The organism is Granulicella rosea (assembly GCF_900188085.1).
In the GTDB taxonomy this organism is placed as follows: domain Bacteria; phylum Acidobacteriota; class Terriglobia; order Terriglobales; family Acidobacteriaceae; genus Edaphobacter; species Edaphobacter rosea.
The window spans coordinates 414041-426617 of the sequence record NZ_FZOU01000003.1 but is presented as its reverse complement, the minus strand read 5'-3'; the positions used below and the strand labels follow the sequence as shown (position 1 = coordinate 426617).

The following is a 12577-nucleotide window of genomic DNA, read 5'->3' as shown; positions in this document are numbered from 1 at the left end:
GAACTCCAGATTCACTCCGGCTTCTCTCGCAGCGCCACCAACTGCGGATGCAGCAGCTTCGCCGTAATCGATCGCGTCAACGCATCGACCGCCGCCTGCTGCTCCGGCGTTAGCCCGGCGAGCTTCGTCGCCACCCGCGCCAGCTCCGCCTGCCGCATCTCCTCGGCCGACTGCTGCAGAGCCCGGATCGCCGGCACTGCGCCCAGCGATTGAATCCGCTGCTGGTACCGGTCTACCTCTGAGCTGACGATGTCTTCGGCCGCGGCGGCCTCGCGACCCCGGTCGGCCAGGTTCGCCGCCGCAACCTGCTGCAGGTCGTCGATGTCGTAGACGAAGCAGCCCTCGACCTCGTTCATCTTCGGATCGACGTCGCGCGGAACGGCGATGTCGATGAAGAACATCGGCTTGCCGCGACGCTTCTGGATAAACTGCTGCCCATGCGCGCGGCCGAACAACTGCTGCGGCGCGCCGGTCGAGGTGATGACAATATCCGCGCGATGCGCCTGCGCGTAGAGCTCCTCGAACGGGATGACCTCGCTCGAAAGTCCCGGCCCGGAGAACTGCGCGACGATCTTCCGCGCGCGCTCCGGCGTCCGGTTCGCCACCAGGATCGACGCCGCGCCCTGCTGGATCAGGTGTCGCGCCGCCAGCTCCGACATCTTGCCCGCACCCACCAGCAGCACCTGCTTGCCGGCCAGCGAGCCGAAGATCTTCCGCGCCAGGTCGACAGCCACACTCGCGATCGAAACCGAAGAGCTGCCGATCTGCGTCTCGCTCCGAACTTTCTTGGCCACAGTAAACGCACGCTGCAGCAGCCCTTCAAGCGTTCCCGAGACCGCGCCCACCTCGCGCGCGACCGTATACGACTCTTTGACTTGTCCGAGGATTTGGGGCTCGCCGACCACCATCGAGTCCAGCGAGCTGGCCACGCGGAAGAGATGCCTGACCGCCTCACGCTCGCGAAACTCATACAGATGCGGCTGAATCGTCGACGCGGGAACGGCAAAGTACTCATCCAGAAACCGCAGCAGGTCGGAGTTTTGAGCGGCGTCACTCTCCTGCACGGTCAACAGCTCGACGCGGTTGCAGGTCGATAGAATCAGCCCCTCGCGGATTCCCGGCTGATGCGCCAGCGTCCGCGTCGCGTCCGCCAGCCGACCGGCGGGAATGGCGAGCCGTTCGCGCACGTCGATCGGCGCGGTGTTGTGGTTGACGCCCAGCAGCACAAGCTTCATGGCGCACCGAACCTGTGAACGGAAGAAAACAGGTTCGCCGCCCAAACCGTGACGACGACAAAGAAGACAAAGCTCGAAAGATAGACCGCACGGCGACCGCGCAGGCCGGAGTGCCGCCGGATGAAGATCATACCCACATACGCCAGCCACATCGCGAACGAGAGCAGCACCTTGGGATCGAGAAAGTAGCTCGGCCCGACGGTCTGCTCGGCCAGCAGCGAGCCGATCAGCAATCCCGCCGTCATGCAAGGCAGACCGAAGAGCAGCGACTTCAGCGCGATCTGGTCGATGGTGTCGAGCGGCGGCAACGTGATCCCGCTCGATTTTGCAGCCTTGAACTTCGTCTTCAGCCGTCGCTCCTGAATCAGGTACAGCAGGCTGGCGATCAGGCTGACCAGCAGCGCTGCATACGCCGCCAGCAGCAGAGCGATGTGCAGGAAGATCCAGCCGGTCTGAAGCAGAGGCGCGAGCAACTCCTTGCTCGGCCGGAACGCCGGGCCAAGGCAGAGCAGAAACGTCACCGGCAGCAGAAAGACACCCGGCGCGACGGTCTTATACCGGGCATAAACCGCGAGGAACCCGGCCGTCAGCAGCAGCGCAAGCAGCGTCTGCGTCTCGTGTGCGTCCACCGGCAGGCTGTGGTGCGCGTCGCGCAGCATCTCCGCCAACGAGACGAAGTGAAACAGCAGCGCCGCAACCGTCGTCGGAATCGCAATGTGCCGCCACCGCGGCCGGTCGTACAGAGCCGCAGGCAGCACCGCCAGAGCGGAAGCACCGTACAAAAACACCGCGACTCGGAGCCAGAAGAGAGACATTGCGTTGAGGTGCGCCGATATTTCGGCAGACACTTCAGTATATAGTCTGCACAACTCGGGGCGCCCGTGATCGCCCAACGCAGTGAGGCCATCGCGAGAGTACGATCCGCCTAACAGGCTAACCTGCTCATTGAAATGAACAGGTTAGCTAAGACTTCTGAATCCAGTTCCTCAACTGCTCTTCGCAATAATCGGTGGACACAAAAAACGGCTTTTCGAGGATCTCTACCTTCAACTTGCCCGCCTCATACAGGTAACTCGCCGTCACACCCGACCTCGAGATCTTGCCCTGATTCCCTGTCAGCGTGATGCCCTGTGTCTCGGCCAACTGCTTCGCCTTCGCGGCGAACTCCTCCGCGCTCATCGGAAACTCCATCGCTTCACCTCAATCCTTCGACCATGAGTGTATTGCACCGGCCCACGTTACGGTATTCTGACGATTCGAGCGATGGCAAACGAACTCCCCAGCGAAGCGCAGTTGACCCCGGTGATGCGGCAGTACTTCGCCGCCAAGCAGCAGCACCCCGACTGCCTCATGTTCTGCCGCATCGGCGACTTCTACGAGCTCTTTTACGAGGACGCCATCGTCGCAAGCCGCGAGCTGCAACTGACGCTGACCGCCCGCGACCGCGAAAAGAAGCAGCCCATGTGCGGCGTTCCCTACCACGCCGCCGAAAACTACATCCACCGTCTGCTGCGCAAGGGCTACCGCATCGCGCTCTGCGAGCAGATGGAAGATCCCAAGACGACCAAGACCATCGTCCGGCGCGAGGTCACCCGCGTTTTGACGCCCGGCACCGCCGTCGACCCCGGCCTCGCCGCCGGCGAATCCTGCTGGCTCGCCTCGCTGGTCGCGCTCAAAGGCGGTCTCGTCGGGCTCTCCGTCATCGATTTATCCACAGGCGAGTTCCGCGCCACCGAGTTCTCCGGCCCAGCCGCCTGGGCGCAGGCTGTCGACGAGATCGGACGCATCCGCCCGGTCGAGATGATCTACGCGAACGCCGGGCTGCTCGGCGCGCAGGCCCGGCTCGATGGCGCAGCAGAGGAGACCGGCGGACTCGACGCGATTCGCACCAAGACCCCGGTCGACGACTGGGTTCTCACCGCCGAGCACGCCCTGCCGCTTCTGCGCAGCCACTTCCGCGTCCACTCGCTCGACGGCCTCGGCCTCGGCGGACACGAGGCCGCAGCCATCGCCGCAGGCGGACTCGTTCACTATCTGAAGGCAACCAAACAGGGCGCTCTGGAACATATCGAAGGTGTCCGCTACTACGAGCGGTCCGGAAACCTCGAACTCGACGCCGTCAGCGTGCGCAATCTGGAACTCGTAGAACCTTTGTTTTCAGGAGAATCCAGCCAAACCACGTTGTTTTACACGATGGATTGCTGCTGCACGCCGATGGGCAAACGACTGCTCCGGGCCACGCTTCTCCGTCCTGCTGTGGAAGTTGTGGAAATCGAGGCGCGCCTCGAATCCGTCGCCGAAGCGGCTGGCGATCTGCGCCGCCGCGAGGCGATCCGCCGCTCCATGGACGGGGTACTTGACCTCGAACGGCTGCTTGGCCGCGTGGCGATGGACTCCGCCGGACCGCGCGAGGTGATGGCGCTGGCCGGCACCCTCGGCTGTCTGCCAGCCCTCCGCCGAGCCGTCGGCGACATGACCGCCGCTCGCTGGCAGGAACTTTACGCCGCGCTCGACCCACTCGAAGATCTGCACACGATGATCGTGGCCGCCATCGTCGACGAACCGCCCATCTCCTTCGCCGACGGCGGCGTCATCCGTTCAGGGGTGAACGCCGAACTGGACGAACTTCGCGAGCTGTCAAAGTCCGGCCGGCAGGCGCTGGTCGCCATCGAGGAACGCGAACGCGCCCGCACCGGCATCGGATCGCTCAAAGTCCGGTTCAACTCCGTCTTCGGTTACTACCTCGAGATCACGAAGGCGAACGCCAGGTCTGTCCCGGGCGATTACGAACGCAAGCAGACGCTGGTGAACGCCGAACGCTTCACCACCCCCGAATTGAAGGACTACGAGCAGAAGATACTGACCGCGCAGGAACGGTCGGGCGAGATCGAGCGCCGCCTTTTCTCCGAGCTGCGCCGCCAACTGCTTGATTCCGCGGGGCGGATGCGCGAGACCGCACGCCGAGTCGCCGAGATCGACCTGCTCGCCAGCTTCGCCCAACTGGCCGCACTGCGCGGCTGGGTACGCCCGCAGATCGATACCACCTCCGTCCTCGAGTTCATCCACGCGCGCCACCCGGTGGTCGAGCGGCGCATGGAGGAGTCCGGCGCGGGCCGCTTCGTCCCCAACTCGCTGTATCTGGACGCCGCCGACCCCGGCCCGGCGGTTCTGCTGATGACCGGCCCGAATATGGGCGGCAAGAGCACCTATCTCCGCATGGCCGCGCTGCTGGTCGTCATGGCGCAGTGCGGCTCATTCGTCCCGGCGGAGCGGATGCGCCTCGGCCTGGTCGACCGCATCTTCACCCGCATCGGCGCCAGCGACAACGTGGCGCGCGGCCGCTCGACGTTTATGGTGGAGATGACCGAGACCGCCGCCATCCTGAACACAGCCACTGCAAAAAGCCTTGTACTGTTGGATGAGATGGGGCGTGGAACTGCAACATACGATGGACTTTCGCTCGCATGGGCTACCGTCGAACATCTGCATGAACGCATCGGCGCCCGAACACTCTTCGCCACCCATTACCATGAGCTCACTCTCTTGGCCGACCGGCTGGCGCGACTGAAAAACGTCCGCGTCACGGTGAAGGAGACCAATGGCGGCATCGTCTTCCTCCACACCGTCGAGACGGGCGCGGCAAACAAGAGCTACGGCATCGAAGTCGCACGGCTGGCGGGTCTTCCGCAGGCTGTGATCGGTCGAGCGCGCGAGGTGCTGCGCATCCACGAGAAGGCAGAAGTGCAGCAGATTGAGCAGGATAAGCGTGGAAGACGAAGTGAGGCCGAAGCCAGCGGCGCGCTGCAGTTGACGATGTTCACGCCGCTTTCGCAGCGCATTGTCGACCGCATCGACGAGGCCCAGATCGACTCCCTCACACCGCTTGAGGCGTTGAATCTGCTGGCCGAACTGAAGCGCGAGTTGAAGGCGGGCGCGGCATGAAGCTTAAATCCCTCGTCGTCGCAGGCGTGATGAGCGGCACCTCGGCCGATGGGGTCGACGTGGCGCTGGTGCGGATATCCCCCCCGAAGAAGGTCGGCGGCACGCCGAAGCTCGCCCTGCTGACGCATCGGCAGTTCCCGTATGACGCAGCCATACGAGAGGCGGTGCTGCGTGCGATGGACGCCAAGAGCATCTCCGCAGCCGACCTTGCACGCCTGAACTGGCGGCTCGGCGAGGTGTATGCGGATTGCGTCGCCGACACGGTCGCCGCCAGCGGCATTCAGCCCGATCTTATCGGCTGCCACGGCCAGACAATCTACCATCAAGCGACCGCACAGGAGTTCTGCGGCGCGCCGGTCCGCACTACGTGGCAGATCGGCGAGGCGTCGGTGATCGCCGAGCGGCTGCGCATCCCGGTCGTCAGCGACCTGCGGCCCGCCGATCTCGCGGCCGGCGGACAGGGCGCGCCGCTGGTCCCGATGCTCGACTATACGCTCTTTCGGTCCAGGAAGAGCCACCGTATCCTGCTGAATCTGGGTGGGATCGCTAACGTGACCGCCATTCCGGCAGGAGCCGGCATCGACCGCATACTGGCTTTCGACACCGGCCCGGCAAACATGGTGATCGACGCCGTCATGCATCGCCTCTACGGCCGCGCGTACGACTGCGGCGGCCAGACGGCGGCACGCGGCGAGCCTCTGAGCATCGCGCTCGACCACCCATTCTTCGCCGCAGCTCCGCCGAAGTCCTGCGGGCGCGAGGAGTTCGGCGCCGCCTTTGTCGACGACTTCATAGTGCGGCTTCAGGCTCGCGGCGCAAAAAAAGCCGACATCGTCGCCGCGGCTACCACGCTCACGGCAACCTCGATCGCGGACGCCTGCGCGCGCTTCTGCCGGCCACACCTTGGCGACGGGCCGATCGAGATGATCGCGACCGGTGGCGGAACGCAGAACTCGTTCCTCCTCAAGCAACTTCGCTTATTGCTTGAAAAACAAGGTGTTAAAATGTTGCTATCAGATGAGATAGGACTTCCATCTGAAGCGAAAGAGGCAGTCGCCTTCGCTTTGCTTGCGTGGCTGAGCTGGCATCGTCTACCGGGAAATATCCCTTCCGCCACGGGCGCCGGACGCCCTGTCATTCTGGGGAAGATCACCCATGCGTAGGCTGCTGGCGGCGACGGGGCTGCTCGGCTGCCTGCCGCTGGCAAGCTGTCGCTCCGCGCCCGAGAACGGCCGGACGGTCGTCATGATCGTTGAATCCAGCCCGAACAATCTGGACCTGCGTCTCGGCACCGATGCCCAATCCGAACGTATCGGCTCGCTCGTCTTCGATCCGCTGGTCCGCAAAGACGAGCACTTCGAGATGCAGCCCTGGCTCGCCACGCGCTGGGAGCAGCCCGACCCACTGACCTGGATCTTCCACCTGCGCAGCGACGTGTACTTCCACAACGGCCAGCCGCTCGCCGCCGCCGATGTGGTGTGGACGATCGAAAGCCTGATCGACGGCAGCCTGATCACCTCGAAGGGCGGCGCCTTTTCGGCGGTCGCGAGCGTCGAGGCGCGCGATCCCCTCACCGTTGTCATCCATATGAAGCGGCCGGACGCGAGCCTTCTTTTCAACCTGTCGGACGGTCTCTTCGGCGTCGTACCGCGCGGCTCGGGTAGGGACTTGGGCCAGCATCCGATCGGCTCGGGGCCATTCCGGTTCGAGAGCGCGGAGCAGGATAAGGAGGTCGTCCTCGACCGCAACGACCGGTACTGGGCCGGCACCCCGAAGCTTGAACGCGTACTGTTCTCGGTCGTACCGGATGCGGTGACGGCGGCGCTGGAGCTGAAAAAGGGTTCCGCGGACATTGCGAGCAACGTGCTGACGCTCGATATGGTGCATACGCTGGAGCATGCACCGGGGCTGGCGGTCGAGGCTGGGCCGGGATCGACCGTCTACTACCTGAACTTCAACGTGACCCAGGGGCCGCTGCGCGATCGGCGCGTACGGCAGGCCATCGCCTGCGCCATGGACCGGACGGCGATCGTCCGGGCCGTGTGGCGCGATCAGGCGCGTCTGGCGACGACCCTGCTGCCGCCTGGCCACTGGGCGGAGGCAAGGCCGGAGACGCTCGCGCGCTATCCACAGGATCTGGCGCGCGCCGCCCGGCTGCTCGATGAGGCCGGATTCCCTGTCGGCAAGGACGGCGTCCGGCTGGGGCTTGAGATCAAGATCTCGACCGACGAGACGACGCGACTGCTCGCCATCGTGCTGCAGCAGCAGCTTCGCGCGGCTGGCATCCGGTTGACGCTGCGCTCGGCGGAGTTCGGCACTTTTTATTCGGATGTGACGCGCGGCGTCTTCCAGATCTATTCGCTGAAGTGGATCGGCTCGAATGAGGATCCGGATATCTTTCGCTATGCGTACGGCTCGGACCGTTTTCCGCCGAAGGGCGGCAACCGTGGACGCTACAGCAATCCGAAACTCGACGCCGACCTGACGGCCGCGGCCAACAGCTCCGAGGAGTCCACGCGCAAGGGGTATTTCGTCGACGCGCAGAAGATTCTGGCGGAGGATGTACCGGGGATTCCGCTCTGGTTTCCGAACAACGAGATCGTTCATACGCAGCGGGTTACGAAGATCGTCGCGAGCGGGTCGGGCAGCTACGATTTTCTTCGCACCGCGGAGTTGAAGTAAGGCAGCCTACGGTGGGACTGAAGTCGCGCCGTCTCAAAGCATGGACTTGTTTATTCACCGCTCCTCGGCACTTCAGAATTTTGCAATCAGGCTGATGCCTCCAACCAGGAGGAGACCGCCTGCGATGCGGCCGGCGTTCAGTGGGTGGGGTTGCATTCTGAACCAGCCGAAGTGATCGATCAAAAGTGAGCCGATCAGCGCGGCCGTCACGGTAAACCCTACGAACGGCCCGGCCCCCACTTTGTTGACCAGCGTCAGGCCGGCATAGACCTGTACTGCCCCTACAAGACCACCGACAACAGCCCACCACGGCATCTCCGCCAAGTCCTTTTGAGTCGGCAGCGGGTGAGGGTGGATCAACGAAGCGCCCGCGAAGAAGAAGGTAATCAGGGCAAAGGAGATGGCGGACGCAAGCCACGGGTTCACGACATGCTTGTTGAGTTGGCCGTTCATGGCCGCCCCGCAACTCTGGAGCGCACCTCCGATGATGATGAATGGGATGATCCATCCGGCGTTCGCATTCATAAGACTCTCCTCTGGGTTTAGTGTCTTCCGACGAGCACGTTCATCAGGATCGCTCCGCCAAGCGCGGCAAAGAGCGCCACAGGCATGGCGACGGCGCCGACCTTCAAAAACTTCCAAAAGCTCACATCGATCTTCTCTCCGCCTGTGTCTTCGCCAGATTCCTTGCGAAGCGCGAGAAGCCACAGAATTGTAGCGAGAGATCCAGTGACCGAAAGATTGGGGCCAAGGTCCACGCCGATCAGAACAGCGTTGGCGATCAGTCCCTTCGCGTGAGCCGCTTGAATTGTGCCGCCCGCGATAAGGCCTAGGGGGAGATTGTTCACCATGTTGTTTGCAATGCCTACAACGAAGCCTACGACGAGCGCGCCAAGATTCTGGCCCAAATGCGATGCCCAGGCGAGCCACTGCTGGGTCAGGTTCAACGCCCCCTGACTCTCGACCGCATCGACCATGACAAAAAGGCCAGCGACGAGCAGAAGCGTTGACCAGCTAATCTCGCGGGCCAGCCTGGTGGGATTGCTTCCTGCCTTGATCGAGACGACGGCGGTGATGAGCAGAGCCGCGAGGCAGGTCGGCAGACCCAGATCCTTCTTTAACGCGGAGGCCGTCAGAAGCACGGCAATCATCAGCGCGAGCCCTGCAAGAACCAGCTTGCCGTTGCCGCTCAGCCTCGCGTCTTCCACGTCGCATTCGATGCTCTTGCAGAGGTCTTCTCGAAACATGAAACGCATGACGAAGAATGTCACGAGGATCGAGAACAGTGACGGAATACCGAAGTCTGCCAGCCATGTTCCCAACGGAGGCATCCCGGTGTGGAAGACAACCAGGTTGGCTGGATTCGAGATCGGGAGGACGAAGCTCGCGGCGTTCGCGATCAAGGCGCAGACGAACAGGTACGGAAGCGGTGAGACCTTCGCCTTGCGCACCGCCGTCAGAATGGCCGGCGTCAAGACGACAGCGGTGGCGTCGTTCGACATGAAGATCGTCACCAGCGTTCCGACTCCATAGACCAACAGGAAGAGACGCGAGCAACTGCCTTTGGCTCCGCGCACTGCTACAGAGGCTACCCAGTCGAAGACACCTTGCTCCCGCGCCAGTTCGCTCAAGAGCATCATGCCGATGAGGAACAAGTAGACGTCGCTGCCCTTGGCGATTGCCTGTCCGGCCAGCTTCAGCGGCACGAGACGAAGAACGATCAGGATCAAGGCGCCGCCGGAGATCCACCAGACCTCCGGGATTCCACGCGGGCGCGTCAGCATCAGTGCAATGCTGACGGCGACGATCAGAGGTAGAACAACGTGTGCCATGTCCATGGAAATCACTACCACTTCTTCCCGTTCTTGTTGGGTCCGAGCTGTGTTCCGAGCAGACCATGCTCCGGCCATGCCTCCAGTGTATTGTCCTGATCGCGCTGCTCGGATCTGCGTTCCGCGCGCTGACCGATCGCGAGCCGAATCTCATCGCTCGCTCCTCTTCCCTGCGCATCCTTGAAGGACACCTGCAAAGGGTGGGTTCCGTCACTCGGAGTCGGCAAGTCCGCCTCCCACACGTGGCTGTCGCCGACGCGCTTCATCGGGTGCGTCTGGCCGTCCAGGTGGGCTGTCGCCTCTAAGGCTTCGACCTCACCCCAGAACTTCGCGCGAACCTTCAAGGCATCCTGCGGTCTCTCGGTGGACTGGGTCAGAAGCCGCTCATCACTGGGCGACGTAATGATGGCAACAGGCAAATCACCCAACTCCACGAATCGCCAGCTCACTCCGTTGCCATCGATGCTGGTAACTGAATAGCCCACTGGTCCCTCTTCGATCTGTCCCGTCGAGCGGGTGGCGGAGTAGAGTGTCCGGCCATCGTTGGCGATCTCGTTGTAGTGCGTGTGGCCCATATCGACCAGGCGAACATCGTAATCGCGGACGAGACGGCTTACCTCCTCTCCGCCGACCTTCAGATCGCTGGGGTAGCAGTGCAACAGGATCACTTTGGTCTGGCCGTTCTTCGTAGCTTGTATCAACTCATTCTCTGCCCACGTTAGTTGCTCTTCCGACACCGTGAAGGAAGGAGGGTCAGGTACGTCGAAGGCGTTCATCGCCAGGAATCGGGTGTCTCCCACCGTGAAGGCATAGTGAGTTTCTTCCGACATCGCCTCCTTGAAGTTGGCGAAGCTCCTCTCATGAACATCGTGGTCGCCGATGATGGCGCACCACGGTATATGGAGGCGGTCCAGTTCGCCGCGCACCACCGCGTAGGCCGCGCGGCTGCCGTCATCGGCTACATCTCCAGGCAGGAAGACGAAGCTCACCGAATCGGCGAAGGCTCGATTGACCTCAGTCACGATCTCCGCCAGGTCGAGATGGTTCCGCTCACCGGCCCTGGTCATGTGGAGATCGCCAAAGTGAACCCAGCTTACGACACCGGCGGCGTCGGGCGAGTTTGGTTGAAATGGACGTTTCGATGCGCGTGCGTTCATGCTGAGATCTCCTGGGGAGTGACTGGGGAAGATGTGTCTTTGTCCGGTTCATTCTCGTTCGTCAAAGTCTCTGGAATCGCCGTCCACAGCAAAGCGAACGCCAGTACGGCGATCGCTGCCAGAGACAGGAAAGAGACGCGGTAGCTGAAGTGCTGAATCAGCTTGCCGCCGAACGTCGTGCTGAGAGCTGCGCCGAGGCCGACGGCCGTTGCCAGGCCGCCTTGAACGAGATTGAAGCGGCCCGTGGCGCGTGTTCTGTCCGCCACCACGAGGATCGAGACGACACCAAAGATTGCGTTCGCAACGCCGTCGAGGAGTTGGATCGCGATCAGGCTCTCCGTGTTGTGGGTCAGGGTATAAAGCAGTGCGCGGATCGGAAGGACGCCAAAGCCGATCATCAGCAACGGCTTCCGGCCATGCAGGTTGGCGAATCGCCCGATCGCCGGGGCGAAGCACATGATAACGACCTGCGTCACGACGATGCAGGCCGACATAAACGGAGCAGCGGAGGCCCGCGAACCATGCGACAGCATCTCGCCGAGTTGCGGCAACATCGCCGCATTCGCAAAGTGGAAGAGGAAAGCACAGGCTAAAAAGAGCAGAAGAGTCCGATCTCCAAGCAAGGTCTTCATCACGGAGACTCGCGCAGCGACTTCCTTCCCATCGACCTGGATCGCTCCGCCACGGGCGAGGTCGTAGTCGATGTCCTTGCTCTTCATCGCTCGAATCGCGAGCATCGTGGGAAGGGTCAGCAACGCAGCCGTGATGAAGATGGATCGGTTGCCGAAGAAGTGGCTGATGCCGGCAATCAGAAGCGCGCACGCCACGTTGCCCGCCGAGTTGAAGGACTGGTTTTTCCCAAACTGGCGATCGAAGAAGGTCACGCCAACCATTCCCATGGTGACCGCGGCGAGCGTCGGTCCAAGGAACGGACCTGCACCTCCTATGAGCGCTTGAGATGTGTACACGGTCCAGGGCGCGGACGTCATGCTGAGCAGGACCGCTCCCACATCGAGAACGGCTGAGGCCAATACGAGAATCGTTCTCTTTGACCTGACTTGATCGACGATGGCGCCAGCCGGAGCCTGCAGAACGACGGTGATGATGCCGCCGATCGTCAACGCCAACCCCACGCGCCCCGGCTCCCAACCGTCGCCCGCCAGGTAGGCCGCGAGAAACGGCCCAAGGCCGGTTTGCACGTCGGCAAGAAAGAAGTTCGTCGCCTCAAGGGCGTGGATACTTCTTTTCTTGCTCGGATCGATTTCCATCACGTTGACCATCGGTGACAATTTTTCCGGCGACTAAGCGCTTTTGAGTTGAAGGTTCTTGCGGCCACTCTCAAGCTGGAGTGAACCATGGTGCTTCACATCGCCGCCTTCTTCGGAGGCGGCATAACGTAGTTTCTTTTTCTCTTGGTAAGGGGTTCGATGCAGTTGGAGTATGGCGCATCGAACTGGCAGCCCATTAGTCTCAAACCGGCGACTTTCAGAGAAAGATCGAATGTGCATCGGCAATACCTCTACGCGTTCTAGGGCAAGCGACGTGCCATTCTTCGAAACCGCCGAATCCCCGCAATCGCCTTACATTTGGCGGATTGGAGACTTCTGGAGCGCCATGCGCCGGCCGCAATCCGCTCACCTGTCTGTGCGGATTGCGTACAGATCGTTTCCCAAGGGTCGATGTCTTTGCATCCGATCTGCAGAATAGCGATCAGAATCGGGCGGATCAC

Annotated in this window: 10 protein-coding genes; 3 read left to right on the top strand and 7 right to left on the bottom strand. The window is 62.4% G+C overall.

Annotated elements, in window-relative coordinates:
• Window positions 1-11: 11 nt before the first annotated feature.
• The 3 genes from hemA to CHB87_RS11155 all read right to left on the bottom strand — a co-directional run bounded on the left by hemA (window position 12) and on the right by CHB87_RS11155 (window position 2426).
• Complete coding sequence (gene hemA, locus CHB87_RS11165) at window positions 12-1235, bottom strand: glutamyl-tRNA reductase (protein ID WP_089408500.1); 1224 nt, start codon at window positions 1233-1235, stop codon at window positions 12-14.
• Window positions 1232-2023, bottom strand: a complete 792-nt coding sequence (gene ccsA, locus CHB87_RS11160) for a cytochrome c biogenesis protein CcsA (RefSeq protein WP_342743559.1) — start codon at window positions 2021-2023, stop codon at window positions 1232-1234. The genes hemA and ccsA overlap by 4 nt, the downstream gene beginning before the upstream one ends.
• Window positions 2024-2198: 175 nt before the next feature.
• Window positions 2199-2426 (bottom strand): hypothetical protein, encoded by a 228-nt coding sequence (locus CHB87_RS11155; protein ID WP_089408498.1) that lies wholly within the window; start codon window positions 2424-2426, stop codon window positions 2199-2201.
• A gap of 72 nt (window positions 2427-2498) precedes the next feature.
• Here CHB87_RS11155 and mutS point away from each other — a divergent pair, with 72 nt between their 5' ends.
• The 3 genes from mutS to CHB87_RS11140 are packed head-to-tail and all read left to right on the top strand — an operon-like array spanning window position 2499 to window position 7859.
• The gene (gene mutS / locus CHB87_RS11150) at window positions 2499-5177 is read left to right on the top strand and encodes a DNA mismatch repair protein MutS (protein ID WP_089408497.1); all 2679 of its coding nucleotides are present in this window, start codon (window positions 2499-2501) and stop codon (window positions 5175-5177) included.
• The gene (locus tag CHB87_RS11145) at window positions 5174-6340 is read left to right on the top strand and encodes an anhydro-N-acetylmuramic acid kinase (protein ID WP_089408496.1); all 1167 of its coding nucleotides are present in this window, start codon (window positions 5174-5176) and stop codon (window positions 6338-6340) included. Before mutS ends, CHB87_RS11145 begins: the two co-directional genes overlap by 4 nt.
• Window positions 6333-7859 (top strand): ABC transporter substrate-binding protein, encoded by a 1527-nt coding sequence (locus CHB87_RS11140; protein WP_089408495.1) that lies wholly within the window; start codon window positions 6333-6335, stop codon window positions 7857-7859. Before CHB87_RS11145 ends, CHB87_RS11140 begins: the two co-directional genes overlap by 8 nt.
• Before the next feature lie 72 nt (window positions 7860-7931).
• Here CHB87_RS11140 and CHB87_RS11135 read toward each other — a convergent pair whose 3' ends face one another.
• From CHB87_RS11135 to CHB87_RS11120, 4 genes are read right to left on the bottom strand one after another with little or no spacing between them, the layout of a single operon-like run.
• On the bottom strand, window positions 7932-8384 hold the full coding sequence (locus CHB87_RS11135; RefSeq protein ID WP_089408494.1) for a DMT family transporter: 453 nt from the start codon (window positions 8382-8384) through the stop codon (window positions 7932-7934).
• 17 nt (window positions 8385-8401) lie between these two features.
• Window positions 8402-9691 carry an arsenic transporter gene (locus CHB87_RS11130; RefSeq protein WP_425432475.1) on the bottom strand — a complete coding sequence of 430 codons (1290 nt, stop codon included), beginning with the start codon at window positions 9689-9691 and terminating at the stop codon, window positions 8402-8404.
• 14 nt (window positions 9692-9705) lie between these two features.
• Entirely contained in the window at window positions 9706-10848 is a 1143-nt protein-coding gene (locus CHB87_RS11125; RefSeq protein ID WP_089408492.1) for a metallophosphoesterase family protein, read from the bottom strand.
• Entirely contained in the window at window positions 10845-12128 is a 1284-nt protein-coding gene (locus CHB87_RS11120) for an MFS transporter (RefSeq protein WP_089408491.1), read from the bottom strand. Before CHB87_RS11120 ends, CHB87_RS11125 begins: the two co-directional genes overlap by 4 nt.
• Window positions 12129-12577: the final 449 nt, after the last annotated feature.